Raw genomic sequence first — 19,237 nt, forward strand, 5'->3', positions numbered from 1 at the left:
CGGTTCCGTGAGCACATTCAGGGGCAGACCCCATGGCATGGTTCAGAGACCGCGAGTCGTGGTGGTGGGCGGCGGATTCGCCGGGCTGGCCGCCACCAAGGAGTTGGCCAAGGCCGGAGCGCTGGTGACGCTCATCGACCGCAACCCGTACGCGACTTTCCAACCCCTCCTCTACCAGGTCGCCACCGCCAGCATGGGCAGCGCGGACGTGTCGTACCCGATCCGCACGTTCGCCGCCAGGTGGCCCAACGTGCGGACGCGCCGGGCCGCGCTGAGCAAGATCCTCCCGGGCGAGCGGCGGGTGGAGCTCGACGACGGCAGCGGGATCGAGTACGACTACCTCGTGCTGGGCACCGGCGTCACCACCAACTGGCTCGGCATCGAGGGCGCGCAGGAGAACGCGCTGCCCATCTACTCGCTCGGCGACGCGGCGGTGCTGCGCCGCCGGTTCCAGCACTACCTGGAGGACACCGCGGCGGGCCGGCGCGAGAGCGTGCACGTCGTGGTGGTCGGCGCGGGCGCGACCGGGGTCGAGATGGCGGGCACGCTGGCCGAGCTGCGGCGGCGCACGCTGCCGCTGACGCATCCCGAGATCAAGCCGGAGCAGACCAGTGTGACGCTGGTGGAGCGGTTCGACTACGTGCTGGCGCCGTACAAGCCGCGGCTGCGCGACAGGGCGGCGGCCGCGCTGCGCAAGCGAGGGGTGAACCTGCGGCTGGGCGCCACGGTGGCGTCCGTCGAGCCGGACGCCGTGGTGCTGTCCGACGGCACGCGGCTGCCGTCCGACGTGACCGTGTGGGCGCTCGGCGTCACCGCGCCCAAGCAGGCGGGCGACTGGGGCCTGCCGCAGGGCAAGGGCGGGCGGATCACGGTCACGCAGGCGCTGAACGTACCGGACCATCCCGAGATCTTCGTGGCGGGCGACCTGGCGGGGCCGCCCGACCTGCTCCCCCAGCTCGCCCAGCCGGCGATCCAGATGGGCGAGCACGTGGGGCGGCAGATCGTCGCGGTGCACCGGGGGCGGTCACCGGCGGCGTTCAAGTATCACGATCCGGGCATCATGGCCACCGTCGGCAAGGCGGAGGCCGTGTTGCAGCTGTCCAACGGGCTGATCATGTACGGGCTGCCCGCCTGGCTGGCGTGGATCTTCATCCACGTGGCGTACCTGCTGGGCGGGCGCAACCGCATGACCGTTCTGCTGAACTTCTTCTGGCGCTACTTCGGGCCGCGCCGCGCGGCCACCAGCGTCACGCAGTAAGAGCCGCCGACAGGGCCCGGAGGCCGTGGTCGACGTCGGCCTCCGGGATGTTCAGCGCGGGCCTCAGGCGGACCGAACGGGGCCCGCAGGGCAGCACCAGCACCCCGTGCTCCTCCCTGAGGCGGGTCACCAGCGCGTCGCGCTCGGCCTGGTCGGGCAGGTCGAACGCGCACATCAGGCCCCGGCCGCGGACGTTCGAGATCGACTCGGGGCGCTCGGCCTCCAGCTTGGTGAGGCTTTCGAGCAGCACGTTGCCGAGGGCGCCGGCGCGGGCGATCAGGCCGTCGCGTTCGACGATCTCCAGGATGCCCCGGCTGCGCACCATGTCCACCAGGCCGCCGCCCCAGGTCGAGTTGATCCGCCCGCTCTGCCGGAACACGTTGTCCGGCACCAGGTCCACCCGGCGGCCCGCCATGATCCCGCCCACCTGCACCTTCTTCGCGAAGGCCACCACGTCCGGAGCGAGACCCAGCTGCTGGTACGCCCACGGCGTCCCGGTCGTCCCGCCGCCCGTCTGAACCTCGTCAAGGATGAACAGGGCGTCGTACTCATGGCACATGTGCTGCATGGCCTGCAGGAACTCGGGCCGCATGTGGTTGTCGCCGCCCTCGCCCTGGATGGGCTCGGCGATGAAGCAGGCGATGTCATGCGGATTCCGCTCGAACGCCTCACGGGCCTGGGCCAGCGCGCGCTCCTCGGCGGCCTCCACGTCTCCGAAGTGGATGGCGGGCACGTCGATCCGCGGCCAGTCGAACTTGGGGAAGCGGTCGGTCTTGCCCGGCTCGGTGTTGGTGAGGCTCAGGGTGTAGCCGCTGCGGCCGTGGAAGGCCTTGGCCAGGTGCAGGACCTTGGTGCCCAGGTCACGCGAGCGTCCGGCGGCCTCGTTGCGGCGGCTCTTCCAGTCGAAGGCGGTCTTGAGCGCGTTCTCGACGGCCAGGGCGCCGCCCTCGACGAAGAACAGGTGCGGCAGGTCGGGGTCGCCCAGCACGCGGACGAAGGTGTCGACGAAGTCCGCCAGATGCTCGGTGTAGATGTCGGGGTTCGCCGGTTTGTTCCGGGCGACCTGGCCGAGCAGGAGGGCGAAGTCGGGGTCGAAGGGCGGGTTCACTCCGAGCGGGGCCGAGGCGAAGAACGTGTAGAAGTCGAGGTAGCGGCGGCCGTTTCGGGCGTCGACGAGCCAGGAGCCGCGGCTGAGCTCGAGATCGAGCACGAGCCGGTATCCGTCGACGAGCAGGTGGCGGGCGAGGCGGGCGTGTACGTCCATAGAGACTCCACGTGCGTCGGTCTGACCGGATGTTCCTCTTGAGGAACGCGGGCATCTACGCAAAATTTACGGCATACCTACCCCGCGAGTGAAGTTCTTCACGCGGAACGACAGAGCGATCATGGCGATGCCATGCAGGATCGCGAAGATGCCGACCAGCCAGACGAGGCTGAGCAGTCCCGCAGCCGGCCAGATGAGCAGCAGGATGCCGAAGATCAGCGACAGGATGCCGCCGACGATGAGCATCCATTCGTTGTCGATGGACTTGCGGAGTTTGATGCCGGCGATGATCTCCGAAACGCCCGCGAAGACGGCCCAGAAGGCCACGACGTAGAGCAGCGCCAGCGACGTGATACCCGGCCAGATAAATGTCGCGATACCGGCCAATATCCCGATAATTCCCGAGATGATCAGCCAAGCTCGCGACTCGGCCCCGTGCCGGAACCCGGCGAACAGCTCAGCCACACCGCCGACCAGCGCGTACGCACCGAAGAAGATCACGAGCACGAGCAGCGTGATCGCCGGCCAGATCAGCGCCAGGATGCCGAAGATCAGCGAGGCGAGGCCGCGTATGAGTAGAAGCCACCACGACCGTGTGATATCTCCCATACTGATCTGATTTCCAGGTAATGCCCGAAATCAGACCAGTGTGGGGTCAAATGTCGGTGATCCGCACTCCAACGGTGCCGGTGCTCCCCCTGCGGAGCCTGCTGCCGAGCAGCGTGATCCGCCCCATGAGGCCGTACTTGCGCCGCAGCAGCCCGCGCACCCGCTCGGTCTCCGCCGCGTCCAGCACCACGGCCCGGCCCTTGACCGGCTCGGTCTTCACCTTGCCCCGCACGTCGCAGCCGGCCACGCCGACCTCGGGGTTGTTCCGGATCCGCTTGATCTTGCCGGAGTCGGCGACGGTCCAGAAGACCACCGCGTCACCGTCCTGCACGGCCCACACCGGGGTCGCGACGGGGGTGCCGTCCCTCCGGTACGTGGTCACCGAGATGTACTGCTCTGCCCCAAGGTTCATCACACGTGCGAATAAACCACAATCGACACCGCGATGTACTGAACCAGGTACGCCGCCAGGGTGAAGGCGTGGAACACCTCGTGGAAGCCGAACCAGCGGGGCGACGGGTCCGGGCGGCGCAGGCCGTACACGACGGCCCCGGCCGAGTAGAAGACGCCCCCGACGGCCACCAGCACGACGGCGGCCACGCCGGCGCCGTCCAGCAACTGCGGCATCACGAAGATCGCGGTCCAGCCCAGCGCCAGGTAGAGGACGGTGTAGAGCCAGCGCGGCGCACCCATCCAGAACACCCGGAAGAGCACCCCGGCCAGCGCGCCGCCCCAGATCACGGAGAGCACCGCGATCCTCGCCACCCCGTCCAGCGCGAGCAGGGCGAAAGGCGTGTACGTGCCGGCAATGATCAAATAGATGTTGGCATGGTCGAACCGGCGCAGGAACTCCGCCAGCCGCGGCCCCATCGTGCCCCGGTGATAGGTCGCCGAGATCCCGAACAACAGACCGGACGTGATGGCGTAGACGGCGGAGGCCACCCGCGCCTGCAAGGTCGGGCCGAGCGCCACGAGCACGAACCCCGCGACCAGCGTCACGGGCAGCGCCCCGGTGTGCAACCAGCCTCGCAGCCTGGGCTTGACGGTGATGGTCGTCATGAAACCTACGGTACCGTAGGTTAGGGTCGCCTTCTCACCGACCCCAGGGTGCTCCCAGTCAGGGGCCGGGGGCCTTTGAGGGAAAAGGCGGAGGCGTCCGCCGGAGGTGGCCTTTCGCAGCTCAGAGGCCGCTGAAGAAACGCGCGGCGATGGGGACGGCGGCCTGCCGGCCCGAGCCGCCGTGCCGTACGAAGACGCAGAAGGCCAGGTCGTCCCGGTAGCCGATGAACCACGCGTGCGACAGTTCCTCGTCCGGCACCTCGGCCGTCCCCGTCTTGCCCGCCACGCCCGCCGGCAGCCCCATGTCGCTCGCCGTGCCGTGATCGACCACGGCGGCCATCATGTCCCTGAGCGAGGCCACGATCCCCTCGTCCATCCGCACGTCCTTGTGGGGGACGCCGTCGATCCGCCGCACCTCCGCGTCCGACAGCAGCCGGGGCGAGCGCCAGGTGCCGCTCTGCACGGCGGCGGCGAGCGCGGCCATGCACAGCGGCGTCGCGACCACCTGGCCCTGGCCGATCGCGTCGAGGCCGAACATGTCGGGATCGTCGGTTTCCTGCATGGCCCCGCAGGTGCCGCCGATGCCGGTCGCGATCTGCCGGCTGAACCCCCACTCGTCCGCCGTCTCACGCAGCTGGTCCGCAGTGAGCCTGGTGGTGGCCTGCTCGACGAACGTCGTGTTGCACGAGTACGCGTACGCGTCGGTGAAGCTGATGAGTCCGCGGTCCGCCTCGCCGTCGTTCTTGAAGGGCGCGTGGAACGGGATGGTGTACGTGCCGGGGCACCGGACCTCAGCCGCCGGGTCGAGCCCGCTCCCGAGCAGCGCCGCCGCCGTGATCGTCTTGAAGACGGACCCCGGGGGGAAGACGTCCCGGACCGCGCTGTAGTTGTTCTTGAGCCGGTCGGCCAGCGCCAGGATCTCGCCGGTGCTCGGCCGGATGACGACCATCGCGGAGTCGTCGACCCCGTCCAGCGCCCTGGCGGCCGCCGCCTGCACGGGCCGCGACAGCGTGGTGCGCTCGACGTCCGCCTTGGGCAGGCGGGTCAGCAGCTGCCTGGCGGGCTGCCCCGGCGCCTTCGACACCAGCTCCCAGCCGCGGGACGACGACCCGAACTCGGGTTTGAGCTGATTGAGATAGGCGTCCGCGTAGCTGTCGTTCGGGATCCGCTCGCCCTCGCTGGTGACCAGCTCGGTCACCGACGCGTCGACCTCGTCCAGCTCCAGCGTGCCGCCGTCCTTGAGCAGGGGGTGCAGCGTCTCTGGGGCCCACAGCACCTTCCAGGCCCGGTCCCGTACGCCGAGCCGCAAGGTGCTGTCGAACGGCCACGCCCCGAGGTCGGCGAGCTGCCGCACCCCGGCGAACGGCACCTCGGCGGCCCCCTCCCCCGTGCTCTTCAACCGCCCCGGGGTCAGCCGGATGGACTCGATGTGGAGCTCCTCCGTCAGCCGGTGATGCCGGACGGCGAAGTCGGCCGGCGGCTGGTACACCAGGCGCGCCATGCGGGACACGTCACTCTTGCGCCAGGCGTCGAAGTAGTCCGCGGCGGTCTGGGAAGCGCTCCCCTTGACCCGGTTCGACGCCGCGACTGCGAACGCACCCGCCCCAACTACCGCGACAAGTGCGATAACGAGCACAATCAGCCTTCGTCGTCGCATACGGTTTCTCCCAGGAGGGGATCAGCGTGGCACGAGGACAACGGGAACCGATGCCCGGCGTGTATCCGGTGACGTTCGGCGAGGTCGAGCTTCTCCGTGACCTGGACCGGCAGGACGGCTGGGTGCTGTCCAAAGATGGCGTACCTCAGTCGTATGTTGATCTTCAAGACCCGACATTTCTGGAATTTGAGTATGTACGACTCATGGCGGATGTGATCGACCTTTTGTCGGAAGGACCGCTGAGCTGCGTACACGTGGGCGGCGGCGCCTGCACCATCCCCCGCTACGTCGCCGCCACCCGGCCCGGCTCCCGCCACATCGTCATCGAGCCGGACGGCCTCCTCGTCAATCTGGTACGCGAGCAGCTGGACCTGCGTTCGGTGCCCCGCCTGAAGGTCATCGTGGCCGGCGGTCGCGAGGGCACCGCCAAGGTCTGGGATGACTCGGCGGACCTGGTGGTGCTGGACGCCTTCACGGGGGCGACGATGCCCGTCGACCTGGCCACGACCGAGTACATGGGGGACATCGCCAGGATCCTCCGCCCGGACGGGACCCTCCTGATCAACCTGGCCGACGGCAAGGGCCTGGCCTTCGCCAGGCGCCTGCTCGCCACGGTGACCGGCACGTTCGGCCACGTGGCCCTGCTGGCGGAGCCGGGCATCATGCGGGGCCGCCGCTTCGGCAACCTGATCGTGGCCGCGTCCCGTACGGGCCTGCCGCTGGACCTCCTGACGCGGCGCGCGGCGGGCGGGCTGACGCAGGCGAGATGCGTGCACGGCGAGGCGCTGACGAACTTCATCGCCGGCGCCGCCCCCATCAAGGACGGCGACCCGGTCCTCGCCCCCGTCCCCCCGCCCGCCGTCTTCGGCTGACCGGCCCGATCCTCCCGAGTCGAGGCCTCTTCCCCGTGCGCCCAAAAAGTGATATCACTTTGATAGCAGACAAAGTCAGCTAGAAAAGGGGACGGGCGATGACAGACACATCGTTCGAAGGGACCGTCGTGGACATGCCGGCGCCGCGCACCAGCGAGCACCCCGTCCGGGCGGCCAACGGATTCGTGCTGCTGGGGATCGCGGTGGTGCTGATCCTGGGCGGGGCGGCGTTACTCGCGCTGGGGATCATCATGCTCGCCGGCGGGGCCGGGCAGTCCGGCGCGTGGGTGGTGGTGGCGGCCCCCCTCGTGGTCCTGGTGGGCGCGACGCTGTGCTGCGGGCTCACCGCGGTGGCGCCCGGCGAGGCGCGGGTCGTCCAGCTGCTGGGCCGGTACACCGGCACCATGCGGACGCCGGGCTTCCAGTGGGTCAACCCGTTCACGCTGCGGCGGCGGGTGTCCACCAGGATCCGCAACCACGAGACCGAGGTGACGAAGGTCAACGACGCCGACGGCAACCCGATCCAGATCGCGACCGTGGTGGTCTGGCAGGTGCAGGACACGGCGCAGGCGGTGTTCGAGGTGGATGACTTCGTGGAGTTCGTCGCGATCCAGGCGGAGACGGCCGTGCGGCACATCGCGGGCAGCTATCCGTACGACGCGCACGGCGAGCCGCGGCTGTCGCTGCGGGACAACGCCGACGAGATCAACGAGCGGCTGTCCGCGGAGATCGGCGCCAGGGTGGCCTCGGCCGGGGTGAAGGTCATCGAGTCGCGCATCATCCACCTGGCGTACGCGCCGGAGATCGCCCACGCGATGCTCCGCCGCCAGCAGGCGGGCGCGGTGGTGGCGGCCCGGCAGCGGATCGTCGAGGGGGCGGTCGGCATGGTCGAGATGGCGCTGGCCAGGCTCGCCGAGCACGACGTGGTGGAGCTCGACGAGGAGCGCAAGGCGGCCATGGTCAGCAACCTGCTCGTGGTGCTGGTCGGCGACCGTGACACCCAGCCGGTGGTCAACACCGGCACGCTCTACCAGTAATCGCCGTGGAGCGGAAGAAGATCCTGCTGCGGCTCGACCCGGTGGTCCACGACGCGCTGGCGAAGTGGGCCGCCGACGACCTGCGCAGCACGAACTCGCAGATCGAGTTCCTGCTGCGCAAGGCCCTCTCGGAGGCCGGTCGCCTGCCCGACAGCGTGGGGCGCATGCGCCCCCGCGGGCGCCCGCGCAAGGCCCCGGAGACGGAAGAAGCCCTGGAAGGAGGGGAGACGGCGGATGGAACCGCGGACGACGACGCAGCAGGGTGAGCCCTGGCCAAGGTCGGTTTTCCTGCTGGCCTTCGACCTCCGCAAGGAACGGCCGACCAACCGCCGCCGGCTGGGCTGCCTCCTGCGCGCGGCGGCGCTCGCCGAGCTCATGACGAGCGGCAGCCTGGCGGACGAGTCGGGCAAGGCGCGGGCGGTCACCGCCCCCGCCGCCCCCGGCCGGCTGCAGGCGGCCGTCTGGGAGCAGATCGCCGGCTCTGCGCCCCGGTCGTGGGGGAGCTGGATCCGCAAGGACCACGCGGAGGCGTACCGGCTGGTCCGCGACGAGCTGGAGGGCGCCCGGCTGGTCCGGGTGGAGCGCCACCGGGTTCTGCTGTTCCCGGTCGAACGGGTCACGCCACGCAAGCCACACCTCTCGCGCAGGCTCGTCGAGCGCGTCGCCCGCGCGGTCCACGGCGGCCGGCCCGTCAGCCGGCTGAGCCCGGACGTCCGCGTCCTGGCCGCGCTGGCCGCGGCGGCCCAGCTCGAGACGGTCCTGCCCGGCCGGGAGTGGCGCCGCCACCAGCACAGGGTGGAGCAGCTGTCGGCGCCCATCGAGCCGATCACCACGGCGCTGCGGAAGAACCTGCAGGCCGCCGAGAGCGCCGGCTGAGTGGCGATTTATGGAAGTACGTAATAAAGTATGGCTTCATTATGAAGCTAGAACATGATGACACCGGATTGCTCTACGACCCCAACGCCAGAGCCGCCATGAGCCGGCTCGCCGGCGACGACACCCTCACCTTCGAAGCCGCCGCCGCCGTCCGCACCGCCTTCCAGGCCATCGAGCGCATGCGCGCCCACGGCAGCGAGGGCCGCGGGCTCAGCTCCGGGGCGATGGACCTGCTGTTGCGGCTGAGTGACGCGGACGACGACGGCGTCAGCATCGGCGAGCTGGCCCAGTCGGCGGGCGTGAGTTCGAGGAACGCCACCGGCCTCGTCGACACCCTTGAGAAGGACGGGCTCGTGCAGCGGGTCCAGGACCGGCGCGACCGGCGGTCGGTGCTGGCCCGGATCACCCCCGAGGGGCGGGCCTGGATCGAGGCTTTCAGGAGACCGTCGCAGCTCGCCATGGCGGCGATCTTCCGCGGGTTCTCCCCCGAGGAGCTGACGTCGCTGCGCCACCTGTGCCTGCGGCTGGCCGGCAACCAGCAGCGGCTGGCCGAGCATCTGGCCGCCCAGGAGGCCCGATGAGCGCGCGCGAGGTCGTCAGGGCCTATCACGACGCCCGCTTCCGGGGCGCGGTCGAGGAGGCGGCGGCGCTGGTCGGCGAGCCGTTCTCGTTCAGGAGCCCGTTCATCTCCTCCGCCGACCCGGCCGGGCACCTGGCGGGGCTGGAAGGCTTCCTGCGGGTGGTGACGGAGGTGGAGATGATCAGCGAGCTGTACGGGGAGTCGGAGGCGACGCTGGTCTACGACGTGCACACGGCGACGCCGGCCGGGATCCAGCGCACGGCCGAGCACTTCCGCCTCCGCGACGGGAAGATCAGCACGATCATGCTGATCTTCGACGCGGCGCCGTGGCAGCCGATGGCGGCCTCGATCAGGTGACGGGGGCGGCGGCCGCCGTCTGCCGCCAGATCCTGCCGTCCCTGACGACCAGGGTGCCGTACGTGGTGACGCGGTTCCCGGCGATCGTCATCAGAGCGTTGTAGAAGATCACGTCGTCGGTCGTCCGCACCGAGACGATCTCGTCCACCTTGGGCTCCGCCGAGAGGTACGCGGTGAACAGGTCCCTGATCTCGGCGTGGCCCCGGGCGACGCGGTCGAAGCGGACGACCGTGGCGTCGTCGTGATACTGGCCCAGCAGCGCCTCCAGGTCACGGTCGGCGATGGCGGCCAACTGGCGGTCGAACAGGTCCTTGGCGGTCATGCGGCACCTTCCGGCTGCGGGCGGAACAGGTCGTACGCGACCTGCGCCGCGGCGTACAGGATGATCAGGGGCAGCGCGGCGGCCACGGGAAGCGCCGAGGTGGCGAGCGTGAGCGCCGCCGCGCCGAGGCGGACGGCGCCCGCCCGCCGGTCGGACGAGCACAGGTGTTGCAGGCCGAGCACGGCGAGCACCACGGCGGCGGGCAGCCCGAAGGACCAGCTCGACGAGGACGGGTCCATGATCGCGTGTTCGATCCCGATCCCGAACGCCACCAGTCCCAGCGAAAGCGGCAGATGCGAGTAGACCCACACCTGTCCGGCCAGCCGGGTACGCAGCACGACGGACTCGTCGGTGTGGCCGAAGTACAGCCACCAGAAGCCCATCGCGATCGCCACCCCGGCCAGGGCGATCAGCAGCGTGCCCGGCGTCACGTCGTGGCCCTTCAGCCCGAGGACGACCGCCGCCACGACCTCGCCCAGGACGATCACCACGAACAGGCCGAAGCGCTCCGGCAGGTGCTCGGACTGCGGCGGCAGCTTGCCCTGGGCCCGCCGGGTCAGCAGGGGTGTGACGAGGTCGATCGCGATGGCGACGGCCCAGAACGCGTAGCGCTGGGGCGGGTCGACGGCGAGCGAGGCCAGCCAGATGAGCACCGCCACCGTGAACCCGATGGCGTAGCGGGTCGTCAGGGGCCTGGCCTCGGGCACGTGGCGACCGGCGCGGACGTAGGCCACGATCAGCAGCACTCTGACCACCGCGTACGCGATGGCGAAAAGTCCGGAACGCTGCTCGATGTCGCTCACGCTCGCCGCCATGGTCGCCACGGCCAGGATCTGCGGCAGCGCGAGCAACCGGTGGCTGACGTCGTCGGTGTCGAACCTGTTGGCGTAGAAGACGTAGCCCAGCCAGGCCCACCAGATCGGTACGAACAGGCCCACGAAGGCCGGCAGGCTCGTGGGGAGCACATCGGCCAGTTCGGCCACGGCGACGACGAAGACGAGGTCGTACAGGAGCTCCAGCCAGGTCGCCCTGCGGTGCGCGTCTTCGAACAGCCGTAATCTGGGTGGCTGCCACTGGGTCACAACTACACCTTCCGTTATGTAATTGTGTAATTATGCACGTGGCCGGGTGGTTACGACACCTTTTTAAGGGTCAGGCAGGCCACGCGGTCCCCCGCCGTACCGACCTCCGGACCTGAGGTCTTGGTGGCCTTGGCGTGGATGACGAGCGAGCCGGGCAGCTTGGCCGGGTCGAGGACCCAGTCGTTGCGGGCGGACGAGCGGCCCGCGCCCTCACCGTTGGTGGTGAAGTCGAGCCAGACCTCGCTGGCCGGGCTGATCTCGCCGGCCTTGTGCTGGTAGTGCGGCCCCGCCTCGTCGGGCTTCTTCCCGCAGGGCTTGACGTGCAGGTGGGCGCCGTAGTGGCGGTTGGGGAGCAGGCCCTCGACGACGAGGGTGGTGCGGGTCTGGCCGTCGGCCGACTCGACGTGGGCGCTGCCCTGGGCGCCCTGCGGGACCAGCTTGCGGTCGTAGACGATGGCGGCGGTGTCGGAGGCGGTGAACTCCCCCTCGCCGGACAGCCTGATCGCCGCGCTCGTGGCCCCCTCGCTGGGGCCCTCGCTGGGGCCCATGGCCTGCTGGAGCGGGGCGGGCGGGCCCGCGCAGGCTGCGGTGAGCATGATGAACAGGAGTGCGGGCACGCGCATGAGACCCTCCATGGTTCGAGCCCCTTCGACAGGAGGGCTCCGGGAGGGCACCCACTCTAACGAGTAATCGAGCTACTACGGTGAGTATTCAGCGGTTAGGCGCCGTGTTTCGCCGCGATGTCATCGATGACGGCCGCCAGCGTGAAGTCGAGGTCGGTGAGCCCGCCCGCGTCGTGGGTGGTGAGGACCAGGTGGAGAGTACGCCAGCGGATGTCGATGTCGGGGTGGTGGTTGAGCTCCTCGGCCTTGACCGCGATCTCGTCGACGATGCGGATGGCCGTGGGGAAGTCGCGCGCCTCGATCGTGCGCCGGATCTCGTCGCCCTCACGCCGCCATTCGGGCAGGTTCTCGCTCATGGCGCCACGTTACTTCAGCGCCCCCGAGCCGAGCCCGGACTGGATCTGGCGTTGGAAGATGATGTAGACGACCATGACCGGCAGGATCGTCATGCTCAGCGCGGCGAACAGGCCCGGCCAGTCCGCCTCGTATCCGGCCAGGGTGGAGATCTTGGCGATGCCCTGGGTGAGGACCCATTTGTCCGGGTCGCCGGCCAGGAGCACGAGGGGCAGCAGATACTGGTTCCACTGGCCCAGGACGTTGAAGATGGTGATGCTGATCAGGCCGGGCCGGGCCATGGGCACCATGATCTGGAAGAACGTCCGGGTGTGCGAGGCGCCGTCGATCATCGCCGCCTCGGCGACGGTCTCCGGCAGCGTCCGGAAGAACGCCGCCAGGAAGAAGACGGTGAAGGGCAGGGAATAGGCGATGTAAACGAGAATGAGCCCGACGTGGGAGTTCAGCAGGCCCAACTGCTTGACGACGAAGAAGAGCGGCCCCAGGGCCAGGAACACGGGAAACGCCAGCCCGGCCACGAAGTAGTAGTAGATCAGCCTGTTGCCGATGAAGGTGTAGCGGGCCAGCACGTACGCCGCCATCGACCCGAACAACATCGTGCCCGCCGTGCCGAAGAAGACGACGACCACGGTGTTGAGCATGTACTGCCCGATGTGCGCCTTGTCCCAGGCCCGGCCCCACGAGTCCAGCCGCAGCGCCCCCGGGAGTTGCAGCGGGTCGCCGAAGATCTCGGTGTTGTTCTTGAACGACGCCAGGAACGTCCACAGCAGGGGCAGGATGATCAGTAACGCCCAGACGGCCAGCGCCACGTGCGAGAGCCCGTTGAGCACGCCGGGCCGCGGCCTGTTTCTGGCCATCTAGAGTTCAACCCTTTCACGCCTGGTCGTCCGCAGTGTCAGCACGGCGAAGGTCACGGTGAGGAAGAACAGCGCCACGCCCATCGCGGAGGCGTATCCGACCTTGTTGTAGGCGAAAGCCGTTTTGTAGATGGTGACCGGGAGAATGGTCGTGGCGCCGTCCGGCTCGCCTTTGTCGCCGGCCAGCACCTGCACCAAAGCGAATCCGTCGAAGGCCGCGATCCCCAGGTAGATCCAGCCGACCTGGATGGTGTCGCGCAGCAGCGGCAGCGTTATCGAGAAGAACAGCCGGACGCGTCCGGCACCGTCGAGCGCGGCGGCCTCGAAATAGTCCTTGGGAATGGCCGCCATGCCCGCCGAGAACAGCACCACGTAAAAGCCGACGCCCTGCCAGATCATCACCGCGATGATCGACCAGAGGGCGAGGTCCGGCTCGGTGAGCCAGCCGACGGGCTCGGCGCCGAACCTGGCCAGCACGCCGTTGATGACGCCGTCCGCGTCGGGGCGGTAGACCGCCTGGAAGAGCACGCCCACCACGGCGACGGCCAGGACCTGGGGGAAGAAGAACACCACCCGGTAGAACTTCGACCCCCAGACCCCTCTCATGCCCGCGCCGCGCGTGCCGCCGCCCAGATTCAGCAGGAACGACAGGAACAGCGCGATGACGATCGTCGCGATCGGCAGCACGAGCAGCATGATCCCGTGGTTGCGCAGGGCCTGCCAGAACACCTCGTCGTCGAACAGCCGGCCGAAGTTGTCCAGCCCCACGTACCGCACGATCGAGCTGTATCCGTTCCAGCTCGTCAGGGAGAGCTGGAACGCCTGGACATAGGGGCTGATGACGAAGACCGAATAGAGCGCCAGGGGGACGACGAGAAATCCGGCGACGAACCCGTACTTGCGCAGCCGCTCCATCTGCTCACTGGCTCCGCGTCTGCTTGGCGACCGCGTCGTCCTTCTTGATCTCGTCGGCCTTCTTCTGCATGTTCGCGCAGAACCTCTCCGGGGTGATGCGCCCGGCCATGACCACGTTGATCTGCTGGGTGCCGTAGTCGAACAGCTCCTTGTACCAGCCCTCGAAACGCGCGTCGGTGATGATGTTCTGGCCGGCCGCGTCCTGGGCCTTGGCGGCGCTCATCAGTCCGGCGGGCAGGTCGAGTCCGGCGGCGGCGCCGTTCACCACGGTGAGGTTCTCGGTCTTCTCCGTGAATCCGCGCGCGCCGTCCTTGGACAGCATGATGCGCAGGTATTCGAGGCCGCCCTGCGGATTCTTGCCCTTGGCCGCGACGACGAAGTTCTCGCCGACGCCGACCTGGATGGCGCCGTACGGCATCTTGTCGGCGGCGGTGACGTCGGGAATGGGGGCGATGGCGTATTCGAAGTCGTCGGGCTTGTCCTTGGCCATCTCGTTCTCGACCCAGGAGCCCACGGGGTAGAAGAGCAGCTTGTTCTGGAGCTGCTTGACCTGGGTCTGGGTGTGGTCGAGGCCGAAGTACGCTTTGTCGCCATATTTCGCCTGAATGTCCACCCAGGCCGTGACCGCCTGCTTCATCGGCTCGGCGTTCCAGGCGTTGTCGACCAGGTTGTCGATGTCGATGATGACCTGGTTCCCGCCGATCTTGGCGGCCGTGTAGAGGACGTTCCAGAGCTGGTAGTACGGGCCCTTCTGCCCCGGGTACGCGAAGAGCAGGATGCCTTCCTGCTTGGCCGTGTCCCCCAGCGCCGTAAACTCGGCCCACGTCCTCGGCAGCGACCACCCCTTGGACGCGAACAGCTTGGCGTTGTACCAGAGCGCGCGGTGGGAGACGGTGTAGTTCAGGACGAGGTCCTTGCCGTTGATCTTGGCGTTGTCGATCACGGCGGGGGTGACGGTGTCGCGGATCTTCTTGGCCGGGTCGTCGATCGACGGGGCGTCGAAGAGCACGGTCAGGTCGGCGAGGTGGTTCTCGGCGGCCAGCGCGGCCAGGTCCATCGAGTCGGGGCCGGAGTTGTTGAGCACGTCGGGCACGTCGCCGCCGGCGAAGCGCGGGCGTAACTGGGTGCCGATCTGCTGGGTGGCGTTGTGCTTGATCGACACGCCGGGGAACTCCTTCTTGTAGAGCTCCTCGTGCAGGTCCTTGGCGTACGCGTCACCGTACCCGCCGCTGAAGATGACCACCTCCAGCGGCTTCTTGGGGTCGACGCCGAACGGGTTCTTGCTGTCGGCCGAGGCGGTGATGCTGGGGGCGGCCGACGGCTCACCGCCCGTGCCGGCCGTGGCGCAGGCGCTCAGGAGGCCCGCACCGGGGCCGGCGACGAACGCGGTCATACCGAGGCGGCGCAGCAGCTGACGTCGAGTGATCTCGCCCGGATGGGTCATGGGGGCTCCTGAATTAGGAAAGTTTCCTAAACGTTTGCCCGAACGTACGAACGGCCGCCGACACGCGTCAAGGGGGCGCAATCGAGACGTGACCTTGCCGTGTTCCCTGCCGTGATCCACTCGCCTGAACAGATGCCAGCATCGTGGACCAGAACGTGAACGGCAAGACCAGGCTCAGTTCTTCCACCAGTCGGGATCATCGAGCAGGGCGGATTTGGGCAGCGAGCGCAGCGGCACCCCAGGACCGGCTTCGACCGTCAGCCGGACGGCGTCGGACGCGGTCTTGCTGGCAAAAGCGACGGTCCAGTCGTCCTTGACGTACGCGGCGTCCACTTTGTACCCCTCGCCGCTGCCGTCGGGACTGGTGGTCCACATCACTATGTACGTGATCTTCAGCCCGAGCTTTTCCATGTCGGCCCTGACCTCGGAGACCCGCTTGCCGTGAGCCTTGTAGCCGTCGATCATCCCGCCGTCGGAGGGCGGAGAGACCTGGCCCTGTCTGGCGTAGCGCTCCCCCGGCGCGGCCGGTCGGCCGATCCCGAAGATGACCTTTCCTTTGAAGTGGATGGGGATGGAGACCGTGCCGCACCAGGCGGAAGCGCAGTCCTCTTTACGGCTGCTCGTCACCCCCGTGCCTGGCGGGAACTCTCCGTCCATGATCGGGCCGACCAGCTTGCCCACATCCTCCGGCGCCACCGGCGCCTTCTTCACCTCCGCGTCCAGCCCGACCGCCCGGAACGCCTCCGTGAACTCCGCCGCCTCGGCCTCGGGGTCGTTGATCGCCACCTTCAGGTAGTCGTCGCCGGCCTTGACCGAGACGGCGGCGTTGGCGTACTCGGTGACGGGGCCGCCGAACGGCACCCCGACGACGAGCGCGACGGACGCCGCGACCGCCACCACGGCCAGGCCGAGCCACCGCCCTCGGCGCGGGGAACGCCTGCGCGCCGGCACCCGCTCCTCAGCCATGATGGACTCCCTCAGCGCCCGCGCCCCCGCGCCGGACGCCTGCCCCACCGGGTCCCCGGCCAGATCCTCGTCCCGTACGCGGGCGAGCTCGGCGATGTTCACGGGCTGCTCCCTTCGGATGCTCACAGGCTGCTCCCTTCGATCGCGACGGCATTCGAGTACTCGACCCCGGCCTCGGCCAGGCCACGGGCGAAGCGTTTTCGCGCACGGAAGAGCCTGACCCGCACGGCGTTGCGCGAGATGCCGAGGATCTTGGCGATCTGACCCGGATCCAGCCGCTCCCACGCGACGAGAGCGAGCAACTCCCTGTCGTCCCCGGACAGGGCCCGGAACACCTTGCCCATCTGCGAGAGGTCGTCGCCGGGCAATGGCAACTCGGCGACGAGCGGCGAGGCGGCCAGCTGCTCGCGCAGGGCGGCGGTGCGCTGCTCATGCCGCCGCTCACCGCGCCGCTGGTTGGCCAGCACCTTCCTGGCCACCCCGAAGAGCCACAACCTCGCCTCGTCGCCTTCGGGCACCTCCTCTATCCGGCGCCACGCGACCATGAACGTCTCCGCGACGACGTCGGCCGCGTCGTCCGGGTCCGGGCATCGGCGTAAGGCGTATCCGAGCAGTTGGGGGTATGCCGCTTCGTATATCGCCTCGAACCGGCTTTCGGGATCGACTCCCATCCGTTCTCCTCACTGTGGTCCACCACCACTCACCCCATGTCCGGATTCCCGCCCCCATTACCGACCCTCCTCGACTACGGAAGCGCGCGACAACGCGAGGGGGCGGTGTCGAGCGGCGATGGCGGGCCGTTGAGGGGCGGGGTGCGGTGGTGAGGAGCCGACGGGCGGTGGGGCGGTGAGGGGGCGGGTGGAGGTTAGGCGGATTGGGTGCGGTGGGTGATGATTTCGGTTATGTGGTCTTCGGCCCATGCCGCCACCGCCGAGATCGGCTCGTGCAATGAGCGCCCCAGGGACGTCAACTCGTACTCCACCCGCGGCGGCACCTCCGCGAACACCTCCCGCGTCACCAGCCCGTCCGTCTCCATGGCCCGCAACGTCTGCGTCAGCACCTTGGGGGTGACCCCGCCGATCCGACCCCGGAGGGCGGTGAAGCGCATGGGGCCGTGGACAAGACTGAGGAGCACTAGCACCGACCATTTGTCGCCGATCCGATCCAGAACCACCCGGGTCGGGCAGTTAGGGTCGAAGACATCGCCAGTATCCATAAGGTACTTATAGCACGATGAAGTAACCAGTATCCGATGGATACTCTGGCGCACATGAAGATCCTGCTCTTTGGCGCGACCGGCATGATCGGCCAGCGCATAGCCGCCGAGCTCGCGAATCGCGGCCACCAGGTGACCGCCGTCAGCCGCAAGGGCCCCGTCAAGGGTGACGTCCACGACGCCGCCACCCTGGCCAAGGACTACGACGCCGTCGTCTCCGCCATCGCCCCGCCCCGCGACGGCACCGAGCCCGAGCCGCCGTTCCTGGACGCCAACCGCGCGCTCATCGAGGGCGTGCGCGCCGCCGGCGTACGCAGGCTGATCATCGTGGGCGGCGCCGGCAGCCTCCAGATCGCGCCGGGACAGGACCTGGTCGACACGCCCGACTTCCCGGAGCTCTACAAAAAGGAGTCCAAGGCCCAGAGGTCGGCCCTCGGCCTGTACCGGGAGGTCGAGGACCTGGACTGGACGTACATCTCACCGGCCGCGGAGATCGCGCCGGGCGAGCGCACCGGCGTCTACCGCATCGGCGGCGACACGCTGCTCGCCGACCGCGAGGGCCGCAGCTTCATCTCGGCCGAGGACTACGCGGTCGCCGTCGCGGACGAGCTGGAGAACGGCGCCCACCCGCGCAAGCGCATAACCGTGGCTTACTGAGCCGCCTCCTCCGGGAGCAGCGCCTTCTCGTCGGGCTTGTGGACGAGCACGTTGTCCACGTACGACTTCACGGCCGCGGCCAGCCCCACGTCCGCGCCCGTCTCCTCGGACAGGTACCAGCGGTGGTCGAGTATCTCGTGGAAGAGCTGCGCGGGCTCCAGCTTGCCGCGCAGCTCCGCGGGGATGGCCTCGACCGTCGGCTGGAATATCTCCGCCAGCCACCGGTGCGCCACGATGGCCTCGTCCTCGTGCCGCAGCCCCTTGGCCACCCTGAACCCGTCGAGGTCGTTGAGCAGCCGCCGTGCCTGGTTCTCCTCCACGTCGAGCCCGGTCAGCCGGAGCAGCCGCCGCTGGTGGTGGCCGGAGTCCACGACCTTGGGCCGTACGATGAGCCGCCCGGTGCCGACCTTGCGCCGCACCATCATCTCGGCCACGTCGAAGCCGAGCAGGTTCAGCCGGCGGATCCGCTGCTCCACGCGGTGCCAGTCGACCTCCTCGATGATCTCGCTCTGGGTGATCTCGTCCCACAGGCGGTGGTAGCGGGTGACGATGTCCTCGGCGGTCTCCATGGGGTCGATGGACGGGTGCAGCAGCCCGCCGGCCTCCAGGTCGAGCATCTCGCCGAAGATGTTCGTGTGCGCGGTGTCGATGTCGGCCAGCCGCTGCCCCTCGCTGATCATCGGGTGCATCTCGCCGGTCTCGGCGTCCACCAGGTACGCGGCGAAGGCCCCGGCGTCCCTGCGGAACAGCGTGTTGGACAGCGAGCAGTCGCCCCAGTAGAACCCGTTCAGGTGCAGTCGCACTAACAGCACGGCCAGCGCGTCCAGCAGGCGGGTGAGCGTGTCGGGCCGCAGCGTGCCCGACATGACGGCGCGGTACGGCAGCGAGAACTGCAGGTGCCGGGTGATCAGCGCCGCGTCCAGCCCTTCCTCGCGGCCGGTCACGTAGGCGACGGGCTCCACGGCGGGCGCGTCGAGGCGGGCCAGGTCCCACAGCAGCTGGTATTCACGCTTGGCGTACCGTTCGCTGATCTCCTTGATCGCGTACACCTTGCCGGACAGCCGGGCGAACCGCACCACGTGCCGTGAAATGCCGCGCGGCAGATCGACGAGATGGTACTGCGGCCAGTCTTGGAGGGGGACCTCCCAAGGGAGGCGGATCAGGTCAGGGTCGCCTAGCGCGCCAGTGATCTGCAGGGGCATTTCCACAGGATATGGTGCATTGGTGGACGA

At 68.9% G+C, this 19,237-nt stretch carries 24 protein-coding genes; 8 read left to right on the forward strand and 16 right to left on the reverse strand.

Annotated features, from left to right (window positions below):
- The first annotated feature begins 37 nt into the window (after positions 1-37).
- A complete protein-coding gene (locus ACWDRB_RS30300; protein ID WP_449899297.1) occupies positions 38-1,258 on the forward strand; it encodes an NAD(P)/FAD-dependent oxidoreductase in 1,221 nt (406 codons plus the stop codon).
- On the opposite strand, the gene lat is transcribed toward ACWDRB_RS30300, so the two are convergent.
- The 5 genes from lat to ACWDRB_RS30325 form a co-directional block, all read right to left on the reverse strand.
- Positions 1,248-2,522, reverse strand: coding sequence for an L-lysine 6-transaminase (gene lat / locus ACWDRB_RS30305; RefSeq protein ID WP_363981759.1), 1,275 nt, complete (start codon positions 2,520-2,522; stop codon positions 1,248-1,250). The two genes, ACWDRB_RS30300 and lat, sit on opposite strands and share 11 nt — an antisense overlap.
- A 66-nt stretch (positions 2,523-2,588) precedes the next feature.
- Positions 2,589-3,131, reverse strand: a complete 543-nt coding sequence (locus ACWDRB_RS30310) for an HdeD family acid-resistance protein (RefSeq protein WP_449899300.1) — start codon at positions 3,129-3,131, stop codon at positions 2,589-2,591.
- Positions 3,132-3,177: 46 nt separating this feature from the next.
- Positions 3,178-3,543, reverse strand: a complete 366-nt coding sequence (locus tag ACWDRB_RS30315) for a PPOX class F420-dependent oxidoreductase (RefSeq protein WP_449899303.1) — start codon at positions 3,541-3,543, stop codon at positions 3,178-3,180.
- Positions 3,543-4,190, reverse strand: a complete 648-nt coding sequence (gene trhA / locus ACWDRB_RS30320) for a PAQR family membrane homeostasis protein TrhA (RefSeq protein ID WP_350728174.1) — start codon at positions 4,188-4,190, stop codon at positions 3,543-3,545. Before trhA ends, ACWDRB_RS30315 begins: the two co-directional genes overlap by 1 nt.
- Before the next feature lie 121 nt (positions 4,191-4,311).
- Positions 4,312-5,847 (reverse strand): penicillin-binding transpeptidase domain-containing protein, encoded by a 1,536-nt coding sequence (locus tag ACWDRB_RS30325; RefSeq protein ID WP_449899307.1) that lies wholly within the window; start codon positions 5,845-5,847, stop codon positions 4,312-4,314.
- 50 nt (positions 5,848-5,897) lie between these two features.
- Between ACWDRB_RS30325 and ACWDRB_RS30330 the strand changes: the two genes are divergently transcribed.
- The 6 genes from ACWDRB_RS30330 (at position 5,898) to ACWDRB_RS30355 (ending at position 9,569) form a co-directional block, all read left to right on the forward strand.
- Positions 5,898-6,719: a spermidine synthase gene (locus ACWDRB_RS30330; protein WP_350728176.1), complete on the forward strand. Its 822-nt coding sequence runs from the start codon at positions 5,898-5,900 to the stop codon at positions 6,717-6,719.
- Between the two features lie 98 nt (positions 6,720-6,817).
- Complete coding sequence (locus ACWDRB_RS30335; RefSeq protein ID WP_449899309.1) at positions 6,818-7,756, forward strand: SPFH domain-containing protein; 939 nt, start codon at positions 6,818-6,820, stop codon at positions 7,754-7,756.
- Positions 7,756-8,022, forward strand: a complete 267-nt coding sequence (locus tag ACWDRB_RS30340; RefSeq protein WP_363982047.1) for a hypothetical protein — start codon at positions 7,756-7,758, stop codon at positions 8,020-8,022. The genes ACWDRB_RS30335 and ACWDRB_RS30340 overlap by 1 nt, the downstream gene beginning before the upstream one ends.
- Positions 7,991-8,632, forward strand: a complete 642-nt coding sequence (locus ACWDRB_RS30345) for a GOLPH3/VPS74 family protein (protein ID WP_449899312.1) — start codon at positions 7,991-7,993, stop codon at positions 8,630-8,632. The genes ACWDRB_RS30340 and ACWDRB_RS30345 overlap by 32 nt, the downstream gene beginning before the upstream one ends.
- 41 nt (positions 8,633-8,673) lie before the next feature.
- Positions 8,674-9,213, forward strand: a complete 540-nt coding sequence (locus ACWDRB_RS30350; RefSeq protein ID WP_350728179.1) for a MarR family winged helix-turn-helix transcriptional regulator — start codon at positions 8,674-8,676, stop codon at positions 9,211-9,213.
- The gene (locus tag ACWDRB_RS30355) at positions 9,210-9,569 is read left to right on the forward strand and encodes a nuclear transport factor 2-like protein (protein WP_364248095.1); all 360 of its coding nucleotides are present in this window, start codon (positions 9,210-9,212) and stop codon (positions 9,567-9,569) included. Before ACWDRB_RS30350 ends, ACWDRB_RS30355 begins: the two co-directional genes overlap by 4 nt.
- Here ACWDRB_RS30355 and ACWDRB_RS30360 read toward each other — a convergent pair.
- The 10 genes from ACWDRB_RS30360 to ACWDRB_RS30405 form a co-directional block, all read right to left on the reverse strand.
- Positions 9,562-9,891: a nuclear transport factor 2 family protein gene (locus ACWDRB_RS30360; RefSeq protein ID WP_449899316.1), complete on the reverse strand. Its 330-nt coding sequence runs from the start codon at positions 9,889-9,891 to the stop codon at positions 9,562-9,564. The two genes, ACWDRB_RS30355 and ACWDRB_RS30360, sit on opposite strands and share 8 nt — an antisense overlap.
- Complete coding sequence (locus ACWDRB_RS30365; RefSeq protein ID WP_449899319.1) at positions 9,888-10,973, reverse strand: low temperature requirement protein A; 1,086 nt, start codon at positions 10,971-10,973, stop codon at positions 9,888-9,890. The genes ACWDRB_RS30360 and ACWDRB_RS30365 overlap by 4 nt, the downstream gene beginning before the upstream one ends.
- A gap of 50 nt (positions 10,974-11,023) precedes the next feature.
- Positions 11,024-11,596: a superoxide dismutase family protein gene (locus tag ACWDRB_RS30370; protein WP_397365766.1), complete on the reverse strand. Its 573-nt coding sequence runs from the start codon at positions 11,594-11,596 to the stop codon at positions 11,024-11,026.
- Positions 11,597-11,691: 95 nt separating this feature from the next.
- Positions 11,692-11,952: a 4a-hydroxytetrahydrobiopterin dehydratase gene (locus tag ACWDRB_RS30375; protein ID WP_449899321.1), complete on the reverse strand. Its 261-nt coding sequence runs from the start codon at positions 11,950-11,952 to the stop codon at positions 11,692-11,694.
- Between the two features lie 9 nt (positions 11,953-11,961).
- Positions 11,962-12,807, reverse strand: a complete 846-nt coding sequence (locus ACWDRB_RS30380; RefSeq protein WP_350728184.1) for a carbohydrate ABC transporter permease — start codon at positions 12,805-12,807, stop codon at positions 11,962-11,964.
- Entirely contained in the window at positions 12,808-13,722 is a 915-nt protein-coding gene (locus tag ACWDRB_RS30385; protein WP_350728185.1) for a carbohydrate ABC transporter permease, read from the reverse strand.
- A 4-nt stretch (positions 13,723-13,726) separates the two neighbouring features.
- Positions 13,727-15,166: an N-acetylglucosamine/diacetylchitobiose ABC transporter substrate-binding protein gene (gene ngcE / locus ACWDRB_RS30390; protein ID WP_449899323.1), complete on the reverse strand. Its 1,440-nt coding sequence runs from the start codon at positions 15,164-15,166 to the stop codon at positions 13,727-13,729.
- A 174-nt stretch (positions 15,167-15,340) separates the two neighbouring features.
- The gene (locus tag ACWDRB_RS30395; protein ID WP_449899325.1) at positions 15,341-16,258 is read right to left on the reverse strand and encodes a hypothetical protein; all 918 of its coding nucleotides are present in this window, start codon (positions 16,256-16,258) and stop codon (positions 15,341-15,343) included.
- Positions 16,255-16,803, reverse strand: coding sequence for an RNA polymerase sigma factor (locus tag ACWDRB_RS30400; RefSeq protein WP_449899327.1), 549 nt, complete (start codon positions 16,801-16,803; stop codon positions 16,255-16,257). Before ACWDRB_RS30400 ends, ACWDRB_RS30395 begins: the two co-directional genes overlap by 4 nt.
- 194 nt (positions 16,804-16,997) lie before the next feature.
- A complete protein-coding gene (locus ACWDRB_RS30405) occupies positions 16,998-17,348 on the reverse strand; it encodes a winged helix-turn-helix transcriptional regulator (RefSeq protein WP_449899329.1) in 351 nt (116 codons plus the stop codon).
- 54 nt (positions 17,349-17,402) lie between these two features.
- Between ACWDRB_RS30405 and ACWDRB_RS30410 the strand changes: the two genes are divergently transcribed.
- The gene (locus ACWDRB_RS30410; RefSeq protein WP_350728190.1) at positions 17,403-18,005 is read left to right on the forward strand and encodes an NAD(P)-dependent oxidoreductase; all 603 of its coding nucleotides are present in this window, start codon (positions 17,403-17,405) and stop codon (positions 18,003-18,005) included.
- Here the strand turns inward: ACWDRB_RS30410 and ACWDRB_RS30415 are convergent.
- Positions 17,999-19,207, reverse strand: coding sequence for a DUF4032 domain-containing protein (locus tag ACWDRB_RS30415; protein WP_363981711.1), 1,209 nt, complete (start codon positions 19,205-19,207; stop codon positions 17,999-18,001). The genes ACWDRB_RS30410 and ACWDRB_RS30415 overlap by 7 nt on opposite strands.
- Positions 19,208-19,237 lie beyond the last annotated feature (30 nt).

This window comes from Nonomuraea sp. NPDC003707, assembly GCF_053587055.1.